Source organism: Brevundimonas subvibrioides (genome assembly GCF_027271155.1).
Lineage (GTDB): Bacteria > Pseudomonadota > Alphaproteobacteria > Caulobacterales > Caulobacteraceae > Brevundimonas > Brevundimonas subvibrioides_D.
The window spans coordinates 1750175-1771473 of the sequence record NZ_CP114542.1; the positions used below are offsets into that span (position 1 = coordinate 1750175).

Genomic DNA, 21299 nt, shown 5'->3' on the forward strand with positions numbered 1-21299 from the left:
GCGAGCCGCTTGGCCATGCCGGCATGGCGCGCTCCAACAACCCGTTCCGCTACTTCGACAGCTCGCCGGAGGTGATCCGAACGGTAGTGATGATGTACGTGAAGTACCCGCTGTCGCTCCGGAACGTGGAGGACCTGCTGGCCGAGCGCGGCATCGACATCTGCTAGGAGACGGTGCGGCTCTGGTGGAACCGGTTCGGTCCGATGTTCGCAGCCGAGATCCGCAGGAAGCGCGTCCAGAGGATGCGGGCTTTCACCCACTGGAAGTGCTAACTCGACGAGGTCTACGTGACCCGAAGGGCGGCGTAGCCAAGATCAACGGCGAAATGCACTACCTCTGGCGGGCCGTGGATCAGGAGGGCGAGGTGCTGGAATCCTTTGCCAGCAAGACGCGGGACAAGGCTGCAGCCCTCACCTTCATGAAGAAGCTGATGAAGCGCCACGGCCGCGCCAGGGCCATCACGACCGACGGTCTGCGCTCCTACAAGGCCGCGATGAAGGACCTCGGCAACACCGCCAAACAGGAGGTCGGCCGCTGGGCCAACAACAGAGTCGAGAACTCCCACCTGCCCTTCCGACGACGAGAACGGGCCATGCTGAGGTTCCGGCAGATGAAGACCCTGCAGAAGTTCAGCTCCGTCCACGCCGCCTTCCACAACCACTTCAATCAGGATCGCCACCTCATCAGCCGGGAAACATACAAGGCTCAACGCTCAGCCGCCCTGGCCGAATGGAAGACGCTCGCCGCATAGGCCTCGCTTCCCCTGCCCTTGCTGCGTCCTCTGGAGACAAGTTCGCGTTGGACTGACAGCACCCAAAAGAAACGTCTGAGCCGCTTCAAGGCGGCCTTTGGAAGATAAGGTCAGCGCCGGACTGCCGGCACCGCCAACGTTTTGTTTCCTTGAAATCAATTGACCCGCTGGTGCTGGCAGCGTCCCGATGTGGCGGGAGCGATCCACGGGTGCGGCTTGATCGCACCCATGGGCCTTCAGGCCGGCACCCGCTGGAACACCCGGACGTAGTCGATCTCCATCCGCTGGGGAAAGGCCCGGTCGTCCACGCCCTCGGCTCCACCCCAGTCGCCACCGACGGCGATGTTCAGGATCATGTAGAAGGGCGCGTCGAACGGCCAGGTCGCGGGATCGCCGCGTCCGTCATTGGGAAAGCGATAGTAGCCGACATCGTCGACGCCGAAATTGATGCCTTCGGGCGTCCACAGCACCTGATAGCGGTGGAAGGCATCACAGGCATCGCGGACCCGTTTCATGCCGCCCCGCTGGGTGCCCTGGACGTGGTTGTAGCGGGTGGTGTGGACGGTGCCGTGGATCTCGCCCCGGGCATGGCCGACGTGTTCCATGATGTCGATCTCGCCACCCGCCGGCCATTCGGCATCGGCCACCGGCAGCATCCAAAGGGCGGGCCATGTGCCCCGCCCGCAGGGAACCCTGGCCTTCACCTCATAGAAGCCATAGGTCCACTCACCCTTGCCGCGTGAGATCAACCGGGCGGACGTATAGGCCTGTCCCCCGGCGTCTGCGACCTGATCAGATCCCAGCCGTTCGCGCCGCGCCTCGATGATGAGTCGGCCATTCTCGACGCGGGCATTCTCCGGGCGTTCTGCGGCATAGTACTGACGCTCGTTATTGTACCAGCCGTCACGATTGCGTGCGGTGTCGTAGGACCAGCGCGCCGGGTCAGGCAGGCCGTCGGTGTTGAACTCGTCGTTCCAGACAAGGCGGTAACCGTCCAGGCTGTCGTCCTGTGGCAAGGGGGCCGCCCCGAGACAGGTCACGGCCGCCAGTCCGACGACCGTCGTGATGAAAGAACGCATCGTGGCCTCCCTGATCATTCTGCGACGACCCGTTTCCACGCAATCCCGGTTTGACAACGTTGTCAACTGCCGACACCTTGGGACAGGAGAAGACCGCAGGGACGAGATCGATGCCAAAGAGTGTGTGTGCGCATGGCCTTGCCACGGTCGCCGTGTCGCTGACCACCCTCCTGATGGCTGCCAGTCCGGGTCTGGCGCAGACCGGGGTGCCGCCGGTTGTCGATATCCCGGCCTGGCCTGTCGCGAACAGTCCCGATGCGATGACCGATGCGGCGACTTCCGCTTTCGTCGAGGCTCTGCTGGCTCGCATGACGGTCGAGGAGAAAGTCGGTCAGGTGATACAGGCTGACATCGGCTCGATCAGTCCCGCCGATCTGGCCACCTATCCCCTGGGCTCGATCCTCGCGGGCGGCAACTCGGCACCCGGGGGGAACGAGAGGGCATCGGCCCAGGCCTGGGTCGACCTCGCCGAGGCCTTTCGGGCGGCGGCGGCGGCGCGGCCGGGGGCTCGCGTGCCGCTGATGTTCGGCATCGACGCGGTGCACGGGCACAACAATGTCGTCGGCGCGACCCTCTTTCCGCACAACATCGGCCTGGGTGCCACCCGCAATCCTGACCTGATCGAGCGGATCGGCCGGGCGACGGCGCTTGAGGTGGCAGCCACGGGGGCAGACTGGACGTTCGGCCCGACGGTGGCTGTACCGCGCGACGATCGCTGGGGGCGGACCTACGAGGGCTACGGCGAAGATCCCGAGATCGTCGCCGCCTACGCCGGTCGCATGACGCTCGGCCTGCAGGGTCCCCTGGGCGAGGGTCATCTCGGACCCGGCCATATCGCGGGCTCGGCCAAACATTATCTGGCCGACGGCGGGACGCTCAATGGCAAGGATCAAGGCGACGCGGTCATCGGCGAGAATGAACTGATTGGCATCCATTCGGCCGGCTATCCGCCCGCGATCAACGCGGGCGTTCTGACCATCATGGCCAGTTTTTCGAGCTGGAACGGGGTCAAACACACTGCAAATCGAGACCTTCTGACCCATGTGCTGCGCGGGCCACTGGGTTTCGACGGCTTCGTGGTCGGCGACTGGAACGCCCATGGCCAGATCGAGGGCTGCACCAATGAAAGCTGCGCAGCCGCCTTCAACGCCGGGATCGACATGTTCATGGCACCCGACAGCTGGAGGCCGCTGTTCGACAACACCCTGGCCCAGGTTCGGTCGGGCGAGATCGCGATGGCGCGGCTGGACGAGGCGGTCCGACGTATTCTGACGGTCAAGGTCAAGACGGGAGTGTTCGAGGCCGACCGTCCGGTGGAGGGACGCATCGAGGCGCTGGGATCACCGGAGCATCGCGCCCTGGCCCGCGAGGCTGTGCGTCAGTCGCTCGTGCTGTTGAAGAACAACGGCCCGGTCCTCCCGATCCGGCCCGGCGCGCGGGTACTGGTTGCGGGCCCTGCCGACGACATCGGACAGGCGGCGGGCGGCTGGACCATCAACTGGCAGGGCACCGGCAACACCCGCGCCGACTTCCCCAATGGAGAGTCGATCTGGGAGGGGCTGAAAGCAGCGATCGAGACCTTCGGCGGCTCGGCCGTGCTGAGCCCGACCGGAACATTCGAAACACGGCCCGACGTAGCCATCGTGGTGTTCGGCGAGGAGCCCTATGCCGAGTTCCAGGGCGATCTGTCCGACCTTGATTTTCGTCCGCGCGCGCACCTGGCCCTGCTGCGGCGGCTTCAGGCCGAGGGTATTCCCACGGTCTCGGTCTTCCTGTCAGGACGCCCGCTGTATGTGAACCCCGAGATCAACGCCTCGGACGCCTTTGTTGCCGCCTGGCTTCCGGGATCGGAGGGCGGCGGGATCGCCGACGTGCTGGTCGCCGGATCGGACGGTGCACCGCGTCATGATTTCAGGGGAAGACTGTCCTTCAGCTGGCCGCGCAGCCCCGATCAGGCCCCGCAGAACCGGGGCGGCCCCGACTATGATCCGCAGTTCGCCTACAATTTCGGCCTGACCTATGCGGCACCGATGGAAACCCCGAACCTGATCGAGGTCGAGGATGGCCAGGACGCGTCGTCGATTCGATTTCTGGCCGATGGACGGTTCGTGACGCCCTGGTCGCTCGTCGTCCGCGACGGCGGCGGCGAGGCACGGATCGCGGATGGCGCGCGGGGCGTGAGCCCCCGTGCGATCGTGACGGTCGCCCCTGTCGACGGCGAGGGCCAGGAAACGGCCCGAGTGGTGACGTTCACGGGGCCCGGCCAGGCGATCGTGACCGGCCCGGCGATCGATCTGTCCGGGCCCGACTATGCCGGCGTGGCCCTGACCTTCCGGTACCGGATCGACGCAGGCGACGCGTCGGCGCTCAGCCTCGGGCTGGGCAACGGGACTGTTTCACTGGACGGGGGCACGGGCTGGCAGGAAGCATCGGTTCCGCTGCGCTGCTTTGCGTCGGGTGAAGGCGGCCTCACCGGTGTCGACCGGGCCTGGATTCTGGGCGCGACGGCCCCCGCGACCGTGGCGGTGGAAGACATTCGGCTGGATACGGCGGCGTCGACGGCCTGTCCGGGCGCGACCGACTGAGCTCAAGCCAGAGGGGCTGTCGAACCCCGCACCTCCAGGCCGAAGGGCAGCAGATGGTCGGACGGCGTCGCCTCTCCACTCTTGCTGACGCCGATCAGCAGGGCGGCCGCCTTTGCGGCCATTTCCGAGATCGGCTGGCGGACGCTCGTCAGGCCCGGGACGCTGAGCCGGACGCCCGGCGTGTCGTCGAAGCTGACCAATGACAGGTCAGGCACACGGATGCCGAGACGCGAAGCCACGTGCAGGGTCGCCAAAGCCATTTCGTCATTGCTGGCGAGAATGGCGGTGGGGCGGTCGTCTCGCGCCAGCAGCGTGCCGGCGGCGGCAACGCCACTGTCGAAAGTGAAGTCGCCTGAGGCGATCAACGCGTCATCGACCGACAGGCCGGCCTGTATCAGTGCATCGCGATAGCCTTCCAGCCGCTGGCGACTGGCCTCGAACCGGGGGCTGCCGGCGATGAAGCCGATACGGCGATGACCGAGGTCCACAAGGTGCCGCGTCGCTTCCGCCGCCGCCGCCCGGTCGTCCATGAAGACGCCGAAACCGACGCCCTCGCCCGGCACGCCCATCCGCACGACAGGCACATTGCGGCGGGTCAGCATCTCGACCAGTGCCAGGTTCTGCGAATGGGGCGGGGTCAGGATGATGCCGTCCGGCTGCAGGGCGGACAAAATGGCCACCACCTTGCGGTCCAGCTCCGGCGATCCGGCGTCGACCAGCTCGAACAGCATTCGATAGCCATGTGCCTCGCACGTCAGCATGGCCCCGTACAGCATCTGGTCGATCCAGTCGTTACCCCGTCCGCTGCGCCAATTGTTGATCGTGTTCTCGCGATCATTGAGCGCCACCAGAAGGTAGGAGCGGCTGCCGCCCATCCGCCGCGCGGCCATGCTGGGAACATAGCCGAGGGCGTCCACGGCCTTCATCACCCGATCCTGCAGATCCCGGGTGACGTTGGGCTCGCCGTTCATCACGCGGGACACGGTCTTGACCGCGACACCGGCAGCCGCGGCTACGTGGCGGATGGTGACTTTGGACATCGAGCTTCCCGCGACCCGTCGGCTGCGCTTCGCCATGAGCGAACCGTTCGCCTTGTGTTGCACCAATCCCACCCCGATGCGCCAGCCGAAAAACTGACGTTGACAACGTTGTCAAACAATGGCGCATTGAAGGCAAGCGGAAAGAACAACGATCCGCATAGGGAGGACGATTCAAATGCGTAATCGGAAGACAGCACTGCTGTGCAGCGCGACCCTGGTGATGGCACTACCGGGTCTCGCCATGGCCCAGGTCGCGGACGCTCCCCGCGCGACAGCCCAGCAGGACGAGGATGCCGAGGCCGCCCGGCTTGAGGACGTGATCGTCACGGTCGAACGCCGCGAACAAAATCTGCAGAACTATGCCGGCACCGCCGTCGCCCTGACCGGCGACGACCTGAAGGCCGTCGGCGTCCAGGACATCTCCGACCTTGAAGGGCGCGTGCCCGGTCTGTCGGTCGCCAACAACGGCGGCAACATCGAAATCTATATCCGCGGCGTCGGCTCGTCCAACAACACCGAACTCGGCGATCCGGCGGCGGCGACGCACTATGACGGTGTCTATGTGCCGCGACCGGCCGGCATCGGCTCGGCCTTCTTTGACATCCAGCGCGTCGAGGTGAACATCGGCCCGCAGGGGACACTGCGCGGACGCAACGCCACGGCAGGCACGGTCAATATCGTGACCTGGAAGCCGGGCCTGAACATCCTGGATTCCAGCGCCGAGTTCGAACTGGGCAACTACCAGCAGCGCGTGTTCCAGGGGATGCTCAACATTCCGATCGGAGAGACGGCGGCGGTTCGCATCGCGGGCTACCATCTGGAACACGACAGCTATTACAAGGACGTAGGCCCCGCCGGGGTGGGCGTGGCCGAGGCCGAGAACAATGACGCCGGACGCATCCAGTTTCTTTGGGAACCCACCAGCCGGCTGTCGATCCTTCTGGGTGCCGATTACATTCACGAGACAGGCACGGGCTACACCGGCACAAACTACGCCAATCCGCTCGGCAACGGCATCGACCCGAACGACATCGAGGATCCCCGTCGCGTCATCGGCCGGGCTCAGACCCCGGACCTGAACACCCGCCACTGGGGCACACGGGCCAACATCCGCTACGATGGCGACCTGTTCGATATCGAATACACAGGCAGCTATCGCGACCTGGTCTATGACTACCGCGCGGTGACGCCCCTGGCACCCTTCTACCCCGGCGTGCTGCAGACGCTGACCGGCGCGGGTGGTATCGGCGAGACCCTGGACAATTTCTCGCAGTTCCAGTCGATCACCGACAGCCAGTCCAAGACCCACGAGTTGCGCTTCTACGACAACGAGGGGCCCTGGATCTGGAGCGTGGGGGCCTTCTATTTCGAGGAAGACCAATACGCTTTCCTGGGTTCGACCGGGGACCGGGGCCTGTTCTTCCAGGGTGTCGAGTTCAACATGCCGGACGTGGACACCTCGTCCTATGCCTTCTTCGGGGACACGACCTACAGTGTGACCGACCGTTTCCGGATCACCGGCGGCCTGCGCTACACCGAGGACGAGAAGAGCCGTCGGGGCGTTGCCGCGCGCTACGGCTTCGCGCTCGGCGCCGGCGACTATAACTGCTGCGGAGGCGTGCGGGTCGGCACCGAAGGCTTTGAGTTCGCCGGTCGCGGTCGCACGATCTTCAACCCCGACACCAACGGGAACGGCACGATCACGGAACAGGAGATCCTGAACTTCTATTTCAACGGTGTGAGCCGGTTCGGGGCCCGGGACAACATCGACGACATCTTCGCCAACGGCCCCGTACCGGGAGGCGCGCCGAACCGGCCTGCTTGTCTCGACACGGTTACCGGAGATTTCTGGACCTGCGCCGCAGATGGCCGGTTGACCTATGCCGTGCCCTTCGCCGGCCAGATCTTCCAGCAGATCGGCGAGAGCCAGATCGACTTCGTGGACTGGCGCCTGCGGGCCGAGTTCGACGTCACGCCCGACAATCTGTTGTATGGCCTGATTGCGACCGGCAACAAGTCGGGGGGCTTCAACGACAACATCGGCAACGCCGGTCTGGCTCCGACCTACGATGCTGAAAAGGTGACCCTGTACGAGCTGGGATCCAAGAACGAGTTCTATGTCGGCGATCTCAAGGCGCGCCTGAACGGTTCGCTGTTCTACAACGACTACAAGGACCAGGTCCTGACGTCCCTGTTGTCCGTGGCCCAGATCGTCCAGTTCCTGGGCGGTCCGCAGCAGGTGCCCGTGCCGGCGGACTCGTCGCTCGCTCTCGTCGTCTCCTATTCCTACAACGCGGCGTCCTCGCGGATTTACGGCGCACAGTTCGACGGCGGGATCGACCTTCCCTGGAACATCGGCCTCGATTTCAACCTGCTCTATCTCAAGGCCGAGGTCGTGGAGGCCGAAAAGATCCAGGACTTCCGCTTCCAGGCCGACGTGGCTCCGACCGAGGCGGTCTTCCAGTCGATCGAGGGCAAGACCCTGCCGCGCACGCCGGAATGGCAGTTCAATGTGAACCTCACCCAGGCCTTTCCGACCGAAACGATGGGGCAGTTCGACTATGTGGTGTCGGCCGGTTATCGATCGGACTTCTTCACCACCATCTTCAACGGCGAGGATTTCCAGCAGCCGAACAATCCGCGCCGTCGCCTCGACGACAAGGTGGATGGATACTGGACATTCGATGCCGGCATGGGCTGGACCCCGCCGGGGGATGGACGGCTGCGTTTCGAGGCCTACGTCAACAACCTGACCGACGAGATCCACGAGGCCGCAATCATCATCACCCAGTTCGACAACACCCGCTTCTTCACCCGGCCGCGCACCTTCGGCGCCCGCGTGCGGGTCCAGTACTGATCCATTGATCTCCTGAGCGTCCCTTGGCGGCGGCTTCCCTTCGGAAGCCGCCGTTTCTTTTTGCGGTGACAGCAGCCCTGCAATCGCTCAAGGTCAGAGCAATGCAGACGCCGCCCGCCGACCAGCACGCCGGCCCCTCGATCCCGGTCGGCCCTGGTTTCGTCGCCCTGTATATGGCGGCCCAGGTGGGTGCCTATATCGCCTTCATCCCCCTTTTGACCCTGCTTCTTCCCCTGAAGGCAGAAGCCATAAGTCCGACCGGAAGAACCCTGGCACTGAGCCATATTGCGCTCTGGGGGGCCTTGACGGCCGGTGCAGCCGGCGTGCTGGCGGGCATCATCGGCGACCTTACCCGGCACTGGCCCGGCGGACGGTCGATCTGGATGATCGCGGGGTTGGCGGGAACCGTCACCAGCTATGTCCTGATCCACGCGGCCGCCACCCATGGCGACCTGATGGCCGCAATCGTGGCCTTGCAGATCAGCCTGAACTTCATGCTCAATCCCCTGGCCGCCACCCTGCCGGAAAGGGTGCCGGGTCGGCAGAAGGGCCTGGTGGCAGGGTTCACCGGGCTGGCCTTTCCGTTGTCGAGCCTGTTTGGAGCCCTGGTGATCGGTGTGTGGCTGACCGGCGAGACCGAGCGGCTGATGGCCGTCATGCTGGTGACCGTGGTCATGGTCGTTCCGTTCATCGTGATGACGTTTCGCGCCGGGCCTCAATCGACCTCGAAACAGCGCCTGCGCCCGTCCCTTTCCGCCTTCGCCGATCGGGATTTCCTGATCGCCTTCGGATCGCGACTGCTGGTCCAGACAGCGGTGGCGCTGAACGTTCTGTACCTGCTGTTCTTTCTCGATCAGGAGACCGGATTTGATCGTGCGCTGAAGGGGATGCGGATCGAGGTGGCGATGGCCGTGCTGCTGGCCACATCCACGTCCCTGTCGGTCATCTCAGGCCTGACTGGAGGGCAGATTTCAGACAGAACCGGCCGCAGAAGACAGCTGGTATTCGCAGGTGCCTCGCTCCTGGCGGTGGGGTCCCTGCTGATGGCGCTGGTACCGCTTTGGCCGGGGCCGTGGTTCGCCCAGGCGATCCTCGGCGTCGGCGTGGGCCTGTACGGAATCACGGATACCGTTCTGGTGGCTGAAGTCCTGCCCGATCCGGCCGACGCCGGAAGAGACATGGGTCTGATGAACGTCGCGCTCACGGCAGCCCAGGTACTCGCGCCTCTATTGGGGATAGTCGCGCTGGCGCGGTTCGGCGACGACCTGCAGTCCATCTACCTCATGGCAGGCCTTCTGGCGTTCGCGGGTGGCGCGGCGGTCATGACGATCCATCGGGTCCGCTGACCAATGGACCCCAGGCGAGGCCGTGTGGTGTCAGACGGTCAGCGCCTCGTGGAGAGGCACAATCACGCCGTCTTCAAGTCGCACGAAAGCGACAGCGTTTGACCGCACGCGTCCGCGCCTTTCGACTAGTCTCGCGAGTGGAGGTGGTCTGACGAGTGCCTCGGCTTCCACCTCGGTCGGCAGACGTTCACATGCATTATGGTCCGGTCAGAAAGCCGTGGTGGCATGGAGCCGCGATCTACCAGATTTATCCCAGAAGCTTTCTCGATACGAATGGCGACGGGATCGGCGATCTGCCGGGGATCACGAAAACGCTCGACTATGTGGCCAGCCTGAAGGTGGACGGGATCTGGCTGTCTCCCTTCTTCACCTCGCCGATGCTCGACTTCGGCTACGACGTCTCCGACTATCGCGGCGTCGATCCCGTCTTCGGTTCGCTGGAGGACTTCGACGCGCTGGTGGCGCGCGCCCATAGGCTGGGTCTGAAGGTCATCATCGACCAGGTCTACTGCCATACGTCGGATCTCCATCCCTGGTTCTCGGCAAGCCGCGGATCGCCATCGGGCGAGATGTCGGACTGGTACGTCTGGGCCGACCCCCGGGACGACGGGTCGCCGCCCAACAACTGGCAGTCGGTGTTTTCCGGCCCGGCATGGACCTGGGAAAGTCGGCGAAGGCAGTACTACCTCCACCACTTTCTGAAGCAGCAGCCGACGCTCAATCTTCACAATCCCCGGGTGGTCGACGCGCTGGTCGACGTCGGAACGTTCTGGATCAAGCGCGGGGTCGACGGATTCCGTCTCGATGCGCTCAACCTGGGCATGGTCGATCGGCGGCTGCGCGACAACCCACCCGGCCCAGCGAGCTATGGGGCGTCCCGTCCGTTCGACATGCAAAGACATGTCTACAGCATGTCGCAGCCCGAAATGATCCCGCTGATCGAACGGATGGCCGGCGCGTTCCGAGCCGCGGCCGGGCGGGACTTCTTCACGGTCGCGGAGGTCGGCGGATCGGATCCTCATGCGACGATGGTCGACTACACCTCGGGCTCGAAGCGGCTCTCTTGCGCCTACAGCTTCGACTTCATTGGTGCCTCGGCGTTTGACGCGGCCCACATCCGATCCGTTGTCGAACGGTGGAGCGGTGACCCCGACGCAGGCTATCCGGGGTTCGCCTTCTCGAACCACGACTGTGCCCGGGTCGCAAGCCGATGGCGTAACCCGGCCGCGCCGAAAGGTCGGATCGAACGGCTGCTCTTGCTGTTACAGGCGTCACTGAGCGGGACGATCTTCATCTACCAGGGCGAGGAGCTGGGCCTGCCTCAGGTCGATATACCGTTCGACCGGCTGGTCGATCCCGAGTCCATCGCCAACTATCCGAACGGCAGCCAGCGCGACGGTGCCCGCACGCCGATGCCCTGGTCGGCGGCCGACCCGCACTGCAGTTTCTCGGCCGGGGAGCCATGGCTGCCTCTCGGCGACGAACACCGCAGCCTGACCGTCGCGAAACAGGACGACGACCCTGACAGTATGCTGAACCTGTTCCGCAGGGTCATGCAGTTGCGGTCCTCCAGCCCCGCCTTGCGGCGAGGATCGATCGAGTTTCTTCCCTCACCCCCGGATACGCTCCTGCTGGTCCGCCGGACTGCGGGTGGCGAAGCAGCATGGTGCGGTGTCAATTTCACCGGCCGTCCCGTTGCCATGTCCCTCCCCATCGAGATGTCGGTGCCGGCCGATGTGGTGGTCGGAGGCGTGAGATGTGAAGACGGCACGTTGCTGATTGAGCCGTTTTCCGGAGCGCTCCGGGCATCCTGATCGCAGACCTTCAGCCGGCCGGTGCCACGCGATCCCTCCGGCTCGCCCCCCAAGGCCACCCACCGTCCGGGACGGTCGGGTGACAAGAATGCGATAGGATTTCGAACGGCCGCCGCTTGCGCGTTCCACTAGGGTCTCGCCCGGAAGAGGATTCCGGACGCGAGGCCATGCCACACACCCACGCCGTGTCGCTCGTCATCAAGGAGGTCGCAGCGGCGCGTGTCGTTGGGCGACTCCATGACCGACGTCTCGCGTCCGATGTTTCATGACCGGGCCACGTCCGGACAGTGAGCCCTGGCCGCGGACCTGCAACGCCATCGTCGCGGATGGCCAGGGAGGCTTTGCGCTGTCGCACGTCCAGATGGCGCGGCCAGAAGGCCGGGAAGTCGTCGTCCGCATCATGGCCGCCGGGCTGTGCCACACGGACGTGGACGCGATCCGCACGTGGAAAGGCCCCTTCATCGTGGGACACGAAGGGGCCGGCGTGGTGGAAGCCGTCGGAGCTGCGGCCACGCGCCTGCGCGTCGGCGATCGGGTGGTCCTGAACTGGGCGATCCCATGCCGGGCTTGCGCCATGTGCGAGCGCGGTCTGATGCCCCTGTGCGAAGTCAGCTCTCCCGCCAACGGCGACGGCCGGTCCGGCAAACCCCGAGCGACAGCGGTGCGATATCGCGGAGGACCGGTCCAGAGCGCGTTCAACCTCGGCACAATGGCCGAATTTGCCATGGTGGTGGAGGACGCCTGTCAGCCCCTGTTCGACCAGGTCCCGTTCGAGGCGGGGGCGATCATGGGCTGTGCGGTGATGACGGGGTTCGGCTCGGTGATGAATGCGGCCAGGGTCCCGCCCCGCGCGTCGGTCGCGGTGCTCGGCTGCGGGGGGATCGGGCTCAACGTCATCCAGACCGCCCTGATCGCCGGCGCGGACAGGATCGTCGCCATCGACATCGCCGAGGACCGGCTCGCCCGGGCCCGCGCGTTCGGTGCCACGCACACCCTGCTCAACGATCCCGCGCAACCCGATCTGTCCCGGCTGGGCGAGCGCCTGAATGCCGTCATCCCGGGCAGGGCCGACTTCGCCTTCGAATGCACCGGCGTCCCGGCCCTGGCGTCGGCCCCCCTCGCGCTCGTCCGGCATGGCGGCACGGCCGTCCAGGTCAGCGGGGTCGAACAGACTGTGCCCTTCGATTGCACCCTGTTTGAATGGGACAAGACCTACATCAATCCGCTCTACGGGCAGTGCGACCCGGATCGCGACTTTCCGCTTCTTCAACACCACTATCTGTCCGGTGCCCTGGCGCTCGATCAGATGATCTCCCGCGCCTATCCTCTGGCCGGGCTCGGGGCCGCGATCGACGACCTCGCGGCGGGGCGCATCGCCAAGGCGGTGCTCTATCCGCATGTCGGCGAGGGCCGCGCGGCATGACCGGTTTTTCCACTCTGGAAGTTTCGGACGCCGACCTCGCACCGGAGGGCTTCAGCTTTTGCACGGTCCGCTCGCCCGCGCTGGGGCGCCGCGCCGACGTGGTGATCTACAATGCCCGGTGCCCGACGAGCGATCTTCCGGTGATCGTTTTGCTGCACGGGGTCTATGGCGGCGCATGGTCCTGGGCGTTTCAGGGCGGCGCGCACCGGATCTATCACCGGCTGCGTTCGGGGGGCGAGATCGGTGACTTCGCCCTGGTGATGCCGAGCGATGGGCTGAGCGGCGACGGATCGGGCTATCTGAACCGCACCGCCGGTCGTTTCGGCGATTGGATCGCCGACGACGTGGTCGCGCTGGCTCGCTCGCGGATTCCACACATGAGCGCCGCCTCTCCGATCTACCTCGCGGGACTGTCCATGGGCGGCTTCGGCGCGCTGCGACTGGGCGCGCTTCATCCCGCCACGTTCCGCGCGGTCAGCGCCCATTCGCCGATCTGCGATTCCGACGACTTCCGACACTTCACGACGGAAGACCTGTTCTCCGACGCGACGGAGCCGAAGATGCCGGTCTCGCTCGCCGAACTCTATGCCGGGCGGGTCGGGACGACGCCGCCGATCCGGTTCGACTGCGGCGATGCGGACGTGCTGAGGCCGAGCGTCGATCGGCTCGCCGACCAACTGACCCGGGCCGGGATCGACCATCGCTACGAGCCGCTCAGCGGCGGCCACAACTGGAACTACTGGTCGAGCGCTTTCGAGCGGACGCTGAAGTTCTTCGACGACATCGGCCGATCCGCGCCGAGGCGAGAATCGTCCATCACCGGCGGGAGGGAGATATGACGGAGGATTACGGGCGCGCCGACGAGCGCCTGAGCGTGACCGAGAAGGTCGGCTACGGTGTCGGGGATATGGCGGCGAACCTGTACCTCGGGTTCTTCGGCCTTTTCACGCTTTACTTCCTGACGGATGTCTATGGCGTGGCACCGGCGGCGGCCGCAACCATGCTGCTGCTGACAAAGATCATCGACGCCATCGCCGATCCGGCCGTCGGACTGCTCGCCGACCGGACTCGCTCGCGGTGGGGGCGCTATCGGCCCTATCTGCTGTGGGGTGCCCTGCCCTACGGCCTGACGGCCATCATGGTCTTTGCCGGTCCCGAACTGTCCGATACCGGAAAGCTCATCTACGCCTACATCGCCTTTTCGCTGGCGATGCTCGGCTACACCCTGGTCAATGTTCCCTATTCGGCGCTGCTCGCGGTGATTTCGCCCAGCGCGAGCGAGCGCACCAAGGCGACCCAGTATCGCTTCCTCTTCGCCGGCCTCGGCACGCTGGTGGTCGGGGCCACGGCAAGGCCGCTCGTCGACTGGCTCGGGGCCGGAGACGAGGCGAGAGGGTTTTTCCGGGCGTCGATCCTGTTCGGCGTCGCCGCCGTGACACTGACCTGGATCACCTTCGCGACGACCCGGGAACGGATGGCACCGCAGGAGGCACAATCCTCGCCGGTCAAGGACGACCTGCGCGCTCTTTTTTCGAACGTGTCCTGGGTGGTGCTCTCGATCGGCGGCACCCTGCTCGTCATCGGACTGGGCACGCGCCTCGGATCGCTGGCGCTCTATCTCAAGTATTTCATGACGGGCGGACCCGCCGATGCAGGCGGGCCGGTGTTCCTGTGGATGGACCGTTTCTCGGTTTTCATAACCCTCGGCGTCATCGGTCAGATCCTGGGAACGCTGTCGGCACCGGGCCTGACCCGGCGGTTCGGCAAGATCCGGCTGATGATCGGCGTGAACGCCATCCACGGCGTGCTATTGATCGCGGGCTTCTTCCTCAGCGCAGACCAGTTTGCGCCCGCGCTGGTGCTGCATGGCCTCGGGATGTTGACCTTCGGCGTCGCCCTGACGCTGATGTTCGCCATGTTCACCGACTGCGTGCAGTTCGGCGAGTGGCAAACGGGCCGCAATACCGCTGGTCTGACGGTGTCGAGTTCCCTGTTCATCCTCAAGCTGGGCAGCGGCCTCGGTGCCGCGATCCCGGGCTATGTCCTTGCTTCGACGGGCTTCGCGGCGAATGTCGAACAGAACGCCCAGGCGCTGATCGGCCTGAAGATCATCACCTGGATCGCGCCTGGTATTCTGCTTCTCGGCGCGGCCGCCTGCATGATGCTTTACAAGCTCGATCGGGCCCTGCTGCACCGGATCGAACAGGATCTTCGGAAGATGCGGCAGGCGGGCCGCGACGACGGGGCTGCCGAGCCGGTTCTGCCGGGCGACGCTTGAGGCGAGGTCCCGGACGACGCGCCTGGCTCGCCTGTCGGGTCAGCGAACGTCCTGCCGCCCCGCGCAGCCGGATATCGGGGATGATCTGGGCCTCAGGTCGCCTGTGGGCGAGCGGGCTCCAGTCTCATGCCGGAGCCACCGCATCGCCAGCGGCCCAGATGACGGGGTTGATCTCGGATGCGGCGACGTCGCCGGGCTTCACGCCCGGAATCCATTGGGCCAGATCGCCCGCCTGCATGGCATTGGACGGCTCGATCACCCTCATGTCCGCGTCCATGTAGATCATGGTCATCACCGAGCGTGGCCGGTCGCTGTGGTTCGGTCCGGCCCGGTGGAAGGTCCAGCCGGCATGGAAGCTGACGTCGCCCAGAGCGTACGGGGTCTCGTCCAGCGCAAAGCCGCGGGCCTGCATCGCCTCGGTGATCAGCCGCTCGCTTTCGTCGGAAATCCCCAGGTCGCGGCCGAAGGCCTCGCGGTGACTGCGGGCGAAGAAGGCCAGGGGGCCCATCTCGACCGGCACGGGCTGGAGCGGCACCCAGACGGTCACGCAGCGGTCCGAGGCGAAGGGCCAGTAGTACTGGTCCGCATGGGCCGGGGTGAAGCCGCCGGACGGTTCCTTGTAGAGCGACTGATCGTGATAGAGCCGCACGGCTTCGACACCCATCAACTGTGCCGCCACGCCAGCGAGACGCCGGCCGAACACGAAGCGTCGAACGGTTTCGGAGTGACGCCACAGGTTCATCACCTGCAGGAAGGCGCGGTCGTAGGTGGAGCGCTCCTCGAGCGGCGTGGTCTGGGTGTTCAGCTCCAGCGTCAGCCGCGTGATCTCCGCGCCGTAGGCTTCCAGTTCAGTGGCAGGCAGGACGTCGGCGAGGCGCAGGTACCCGGTCTCCCGGTAGGCCGCGATCTGATCGGGCGAGAGATGCAGGGGCGTGTCGAGGGTCGCGGTCATGGCGGCAGTCTAGTCCCGATGCCTTCAGCCCGGCGCCGCCCGGCGCTGCAGCCGGCCCGGCGAACGCCTGTCACCTCCTTGCGTTCAGCGTTCGGCGCGAGCGCGGAATTCCGACGGCGTTGTCCCGAACCGACGCCGGAACCGCTCGGTGAAATAGGACGGCGACTCAAAGCCGACCTCATAGCCGATAGAGGAGACCGGCGCGGCCTCTTCCAGCAGCCTGCGCGCCGCCCGGTTAAGCCGCAGGCCTTCGACATAGGCCGCGTAGCCCACACCGAACGCGGCCTGGAAACGGCGGGAGAAGTAGGCCGGCGAGAGGGCGCATCGGGTCGCCGCGCCGGTCAGGTCGGGCGCACTGCGGGGATCATCCTGTAATCGCGCCACCAGCGCCCGGAAGCGTTCGGGACCCTCGACGCCCTGAGCGGCCTCGAGCTGCGGCAGGTCCCGGATGATCCACAACACCGTCTCCAGCCCGGCCGCCGCTCCGGGCGTCGTCGCAGCGCCGTCGGCCAGCCAGTCCGACAGAGCGATCAGCGCGGTCCAGGCGGGCGCTCCGGGACGCGCGGCCACGGGTGCCGTCGGCACCGTGACGCCCCCGCGCTTCAGGGTCGGGTCGAACTGGAGCAATCTCCAGGCCTTGGCCCCGGGGGCCAGGGCGAAATCGTGATAGGCCAGCGGGGGAATGTAGACCACCATGCCGTCGGAAAGTTCGATGGGCGTTTCGCCCAGGATCAGCTGGCCTCCGATGCGCTCGAACAGGACAATCTCGGCCAGATCGTGGAAGTGGTTCAGCCGGGCGTTCGCGGGAGATTCTGGGCCCAGCGCGACCGTCTCGACCCGCAAGGCCGCCCCCGGAGCCAGCCGGACAGGTTCGCAGAGAGGGGCGCGGTCCATGACAAGATAGTTACAGCCTTGGCCCGTCGCTGCAACAGGATAGGGCCTGCGCCGACATCCACCCTGCCCTAGGATCGACAGGTAGACGGACGGAGGATGACCATGCGCTCCACCCTGGCGTTCATCATCGGCTGCATCTTCCTGGGTGTCGGCGCGCCGGTCGCGGCGCAATCGCTGACCTCCTTTGTCAATCCCTTCATAGGCACCGACGGCTCCGGCCACACCTTCCCCGGTCCGGCCAGGCCGTTCGGCATGGTGCAGCCCGGCCCTGACAATGCGGACCGGGGCTGGGACTACACCTCAGGGTACCAGTACCGCGCCCCGCGCATCCTGGGCTTTTCCCAGACCCGCGCGAGCGGCACGGGCATTCCGGAGCTGGGCGATGTCCTGCTGCAGCCGGGCCTCGAGCCGCGCGAGGACATGGCGAGCACCTACGACAAGACCACCGAAAGCGCGCGGCCCGGCTACTATGCGGTGGAGCTGGCCGACAATGGCGTGCGGGTGGAGCTGACCACCGGCGAGCGCGTGGCCCGACACCGCTACACCTTCGCGCGCCCGGGCCGCGTATGGGTGCTGGTCGATCTGCAGCACGGCCTGAACTTTATGGACCGGCAGCCCGTGCTGTCCTCCGAGGCCCGCGTGACCGGGAACGGGGTCGAGGGCGTGTCGCGACGACGCAACTGGACGACCCGCACAGTGGCCTTCGTGGTCGAGTTCGATCGTCCCGTCGCCGAGGCGCGGCGACTGGCACCCCGGGCGGGCGATCTCGCGGATCGCTATCTGCTGGGCTTCGACGTCGGCGACGACCGCACGCTTGAGGCGCGGGCGGCCCTGTCCACCACCGATGTTGCGGGTGCGCGGCGCAATCTCGAGTCCGAGCAGGATCGCTCCTTCAACCAGACGGCCGCGGAGGCCGATGCGGCCTGGGAGGCGATGTTGTCGCGCATCCGGATCGAGGCACCAGACTCCCAAAAGCGGATCTTCTACAGCGCGCTCTATCGCGCCCTGATCCACCCCAGCCTGATCACGGACGCGGACGGCCGGTGGCGGGGTCCCGACGGCGAGATTCGCCAGGCCGACGGGCCACGTTATTCGACCCTGTCGCTATGGGACACCTTCCGCGCCTCGCATCCACTGTTCACCCTGGTCGCGCCCGAGTGGGTGGACGACTTCGTCAACAGCCTGCTGGACCACGCCGACGCGGCCGGCCGCCTGCCGATGTGGACCATCTGGGGCGGAGAGACCGGCACGATGATCGGCGAGCCCGCCCTGCCGGTCATCGCCGATGCCTGGGCCAAGGGCTTTCGCGGCTTCGACCCCGATCGAGCGCTTGACGCGATGATCCGCACCCAGACCGAAGATCATCATCTGTCGGAGTGGTCGATCCTGGATCGCTATGGGTACCTGCCCTTCGACCGGGTCGAGGGCGAGGCCGTGTCGCGCACGCTGGAGGCGGGGATCGGCGACGACGCCCTGGCGCGGTTCGCCCGCGCGCGGGGCCGCGATGAGATCGCCGACCGTTTCGCCGCGCGCAGCCGGTCGTGGCGCGCCCTGATCGATCCGGAGACGCGGCTGCCCCGGGGACGCAATAGCGAGGGCCATTGGCGCACGCCGTTCGATCCCCTGAAGCCCACCTCGCCGCTCAACAACCCCGGCGACTACACCGAGGCCAACGCCTGGCAATACCTCTGGACCCCTGCCCTGTTCGACGCCGAGGGGCTGCGCGACACCCTGGGCGGCCCGGCCGCCTTCGCGGAGAAACTGGACACCTTCTTCTTCGGACTACCGCCCACCGAGGGCGCGGCCTTTCTGGGGCAGGAGGCGATGATCGGCCAGTACGCCCACGGCAATGAGCCCAGTCACCATGTCGCCTGGCTTTACGCCCTGACCGATCGGCCCGGGACCGGCCAGGCCCTGGTGCGCCACATCGCCGAGAGCTTCTATCTGGACCAGCCCGACGGGGTGATCGGCAATGACGATGCCGGTCAGATGAGCGCCTGGTACGTCTTCGCCACCCTCGGCCTTTATCCGGCCGAACCCTCCAGCGGCCGCTATGTTCTGGGCGCGCCGCTGGTCGAACAGGCCGTCATCGATGCGCCGGGCGTAGGGCCGTTGACGATCCGATGCGAGACGACCCCGGTCGCGACGCCGTACGACATCGCCCATGAAGACCTGATCGCTCGCCGCGCTCTCGCCCTGCCCTGTTCGCCACCCCCGCGCGAGGGGGCCGTTACGTCAAGCTGGCACCGCCCCTCACAGTAAAGCCCCCTCCTCCACTCTTGCGACGGCCTCCCGCCATCCTTGATGCGGACGAATTCGGAGGACCTTCGTCTACGTCCAGCTGGCCCGGGCCGCCGGGGCAATTGCGCACGGATGAGAGGATCACGAAGACGCGACATTCGACAACAGTCGGCCATCCTCCAGCGTCAGGCGACGACTGCACCTTGCGGCAATGCGTTCATCGTGGGTGCATATCAGGAAGGTCGCACCGTCCAGCCGGTTCACTTCCCGCATCAGGTCCAGCACCTGGTCAGCAGATGTTCGATCAAGGTTGCCTGTCGGTTCATCAGCGATGATCAGATCTGGTCGGTTCATCAGGGCACGGGCGATGGCGACGCGCTGCTTCTGTCCACCCGAGAGTCGGGTCGCCGGAAAATCTATGCGGTCCTCAAGCCCGACCCGCATCAGCAGATCGCGGGCGCGTTCGCGCATATCGAACGAAATGCCGCCGGCCGGGGCGGCCGCTGGAAAGGCGACATTCTCCATGGCGGTGAAATCAGGGAGAAGGTGATGAAATTGAAAGACGAAGCCCAGACGCTGGTTACGAAACCGGGCGCGCTTCGTTTCACTAAGGCTATCGACCTTTTCTCCACTGATGGTCAGGCATCCGGCGGTGGGCCGCAGCAGAAGTCCAACGATCGACAGCAGGGTCGACTTGCCCGATCCCGACTCCCCCAGCAGCGCCGCCAATTCGCCCTTGTCGAGCGTCAGGTCGATGCCCTTGAGCACCCGGGTTTCCTCGTCGCCATTGAGGAAGACCTTTTCGATCCCATGCGCCTCCAGAACCGGCTTCATTGCTGGATGGCCTCAAGCGGATCGACCTTTGAGGCAGAGCGCGCCGGCAGGATCGAGGCGATCGCCGCGCCCAGGGTGGTCAGAACCAGGGCAGCGACATAGCCACCCTGATCTGGCGCGATCGGCAGGATCGGGATGCCTTCGGCGCTGGTGATCCCCTCCAGCAACACGCACAGACCATAGCCGCTGGCGCAACCGATCAGGGCGCCGATCAAACCGATCAACAGACCCTGCAGCAGGAAGACCCACAGGATGAATCCGCCCGGCACACCGAAGGCGCGCATGATCCCGATCTCACTGCGTCGCCGATAGGCTGACAGAACCAGGGCGCTGGAGATGCCGATGATGATGGAGATCAGCGAGAACAGCTGGATCATCGTGCCCGTCCGTCTCTGGGCGACCAGGGCGTCTTCCAGATTGACGTTCTTCTCCTGCCAGGGCGTGGCGCGCAGGCCCGTTGCATCGGCCAGAAAGCGCGCCATGGCGCGCGCATCCTCGGGGTCCTGCAGCTTGATCTCGATGTTCGTCACCCCTTCCGGCAGGACGAACAGCGGACGGGCCGTCTGCAGGGAGAGAAAGGCAACGCGTTCGTCAAGACTCTGCAGGCCGGTGCGGAACACGCCCTTGACGGTCAACTGCCGCTCCACCCCCCGGTCGGTGCGCAGCAGGACCGACTGGCCGGCACCCAGCCCGAGGTCCTCGGCCATTCGCACACCGATCAACAGGCCGTCCGCCCCGAGCGCACCGTCGCCCTCGATGATTTTCGGGGTGATCTCCGAGATGGCATCGATTCCCTGTGGCTCGACCCCAATGATCGAGACCGAGGTCACCGCCTCGCTCTTCACCAGGACGGCGCTCCCGGAAATCTGGGCGCTGATGGCGGAAACCGATGGATTGGCGCGCAGCAGCTCGACGATCATCGGCCAGTTGCGGATCTGCTTGCGCTGGAAGGTAGAGACCAGGGCAACGGATTCCACCGGCAGGTCCGGCCCGGCAAGGACCCGCGCCACACGCGTCGGCGGCAGCAGGCTGATGTGGGCCCCGTTGCCCGTGACCTGCTCGGTCAGACGGACGGCGAGGCCGGCGATCAGGGCGGTGATGAAGACAAAGACCGTCACGCCCACGGCGACCCCCGCGATCAACAGCAGGGTTTGCGAGGGATTGGACAACAGGTAGCGCCGCGCGACGTAAAAGGCGAACACGGC

Annotated in this window: 16 protein-coding genes; 10 read left to right on the forward strand and 6 right to left on the reverse strand. The window is 66.0% G+C overall.

The window, feature by feature from the left end:
• Nucleotides 1–23: 23 nt before the first annotated feature.
• Nucleotides 24–167, forward strand: coding sequence for a hypothetical protein (locus tag O3139_RS08885; protein ID WP_269513664.1), 144 nt, complete (start codon nucleotides 24–26; stop codon nucleotides 165–167).
• 98 nt (nucleotides 168–265) lie between these two features.
• Nucleotides 266–751 (forward strand): DDE-type integrase/transposase/recombinase, encoded by a 486-nt coding sequence (locus O3139_RS08890; protein ID WP_269516452.1) that lies wholly within the window; start codon nucleotides 266–268, stop codon nucleotides 749–751.
• Between the two features lie 236 nt (nucleotides 752–987).
• Here O3139_RS08890 and O3139_RS08895 read toward each other — a convergent pair whose 3' ends face one another.
• Nucleotides 988–1830 carry a glycoside hydrolase family 16 protein gene (locus O3139_RS08895; RefSeq protein WP_269513666.1) on the reverse strand — a complete coding sequence of 281 codons (843 nt, stop codon included), beginning with the start codon at nucleotides 1828–1830 and terminating at the stop codon, nucleotides 988–990.
• A gap of 110 nt (nucleotides 1831–1940) precedes the next feature.
• Between O3139_RS08895 and O3139_RS08900 the strand changes: the two genes are divergently transcribed.
• Complete coding sequence (locus O3139_RS08900; protein ID WP_420022309.1) at nucleotides 1941–4415, forward strand: glycoside hydrolase family 3 N-terminal domain-containing protein; 2475 nt, start codon at nucleotides 1941–1943, stop codon at nucleotides 4413–4415.
• A 2-nt stretch (nucleotides 4416–4417) separates the two neighbouring features.
• Here the strand turns inward: O3139_RS08900 and O3139_RS08905 are convergent, their stop codons facing one another.
• Nucleotides 4418–5455, reverse strand: a complete 1038-nt coding sequence (locus tag O3139_RS08905; protein WP_269513668.1) for a LacI family DNA-binding transcriptional regulator — start codon at nucleotides 5453–5455, stop codon at nucleotides 4418–4420.
• A gap of 175 nt (nucleotides 5456–5630) precedes the next feature.
• Here O3139_RS08905 and O3139_RS08910 point away from each other — a divergent pair, with 175 nt between their 5' ends.
• The 6 genes from O3139_RS08910 (at nucleotide 5631) to O3139_RS08935 (ending at nucleotide 15173) form a co-directional block, all read left to right on the forward strand.
• Nucleotides 5631–8312 carry a TonB-dependent receptor gene (locus O3139_RS08910; RefSeq protein ID WP_269513670.1) on the forward strand — a complete coding sequence of 894 codons (2682 nt, stop codon included), beginning with the start codon at nucleotides 5631–5633 and terminating at the stop codon, nucleotides 8310–8312.
• Nucleotides 8313–8413: 101 nt separating this feature from the next.
• On the forward strand, nucleotides 8414–9658 hold the full coding sequence (locus O3139_RS08915; protein ID WP_269513672.1) for an MFS transporter: 1245 nt from the start codon (nucleotides 8414–8416) through the stop codon (nucleotides 9656–9658).
• Between the two features lie 191 nt (nucleotides 9659–9849).
• The gene (locus O3139_RS08920) at nucleotides 9850–11472 is read left to right on the forward strand and encodes an alpha-amylase family glycosyl hydrolase (protein WP_269513674.1); all 1623 of its coding nucleotides are present in this window, start codon (nucleotides 9850–9852) and stop codon (nucleotides 11470–11472) included.
• Nucleotides 11473–11737: 265 nt separating this feature from the next.
• Complete coding sequence (locus O3139_RS08925) at nucleotides 11738–12895, forward strand: alcohol dehydrogenase catalytic domain-containing protein (RefSeq protein WP_269513676.1); 1158 nt, start codon at nucleotides 11738–11740, stop codon at nucleotides 12893–12895.
• Nucleotides 12892–13734, forward strand: coding sequence for an alpha/beta hydrolase (locus tag O3139_RS08930; RefSeq protein ID WP_269513678.1), 843 nt, complete (start codon nucleotides 12892–12894; stop codon nucleotides 13732–13734). The genes O3139_RS08925 and O3139_RS08930 overlap by 4 nt, the downstream gene beginning before the upstream one ends.
• Complete coding sequence (locus O3139_RS08935) at nucleotides 13731–15173, forward strand: MFS transporter (RefSeq protein ID WP_269513680.1); 1443 nt, start codon at nucleotides 13731–13733, stop codon at nucleotides 15171–15173. The genes O3139_RS08930 and O3139_RS08935 overlap by 4 nt, the downstream gene beginning before the upstream one ends.
• 124 nt (nucleotides 15174–15297) lie before the next feature.
• On the opposite strand, the gene O3139_RS08940 is transcribed toward O3139_RS08935, so the two are convergent.
• Nucleotides 15298–16125, reverse strand: coding sequence for a phytanoyl-CoA dioxygenase family protein (locus O3139_RS08940; RefSeq protein ID WP_269513683.1), 828 nt, complete (start codon nucleotides 16123–16125; stop codon nucleotides 15298–15300).
• An 84-nt stretch (nucleotides 16126–16209) separates the two neighbouring features.
• Complete coding sequence (locus O3139_RS08945; RefSeq protein WP_269513685.1) at nucleotides 16210–17019, reverse strand: helix-turn-helix transcriptional regulator; 810 nt, start codon at nucleotides 17017–17019, stop codon at nucleotides 16210–16212.
• Nucleotides 17020–17121: 102 nt separating this feature from the next.
• On the opposite strand from O3139_RS08945, the gene O3139_RS08950 reads away from it, so the two are divergent.
• Nucleotides 17122–19281: a GH92 family glycosyl hydrolase gene (locus O3139_RS08950; protein WP_269513687.1), complete on the forward strand. Its 2160-nt coding sequence runs from the start codon at nucleotides 17122–17124 to the stop codon at nucleotides 19279–19281.
• A 120-nt stretch (nucleotides 19282–19401) separates the two neighbouring features.
• On the opposite strand, the gene O3139_RS08955 is transcribed toward O3139_RS08950, so the two are convergent.
• Both O3139_RS08955 and O3139_RS08960 read right to left on the reverse strand, forming a co-directional pair.
• Nucleotides 19402–20094 carry an ABC transporter ATP-binding protein gene (locus O3139_RS08955; protein ID WP_269513689.1) on the reverse strand — a complete coding sequence of 231 codons (693 nt, stop codon included), beginning with the start codon at nucleotides 20092–20094 and terminating at the stop codon, nucleotides 19402–19404.
• A complete protein-coding gene (locus tag O3139_RS08960; RefSeq protein ID WP_269513692.1) occupies nucleotides 20091–21296 on the reverse strand; it encodes an ABC transporter permease in 1206 nt (401 codons plus the stop codon). The genes O3139_RS08955 and O3139_RS08960 overlap by 4 nt, the downstream gene beginning before the upstream one ends.
• Between the last annotated feature and the right edge of the window lie 3 nt (nucleotides 21297–21299).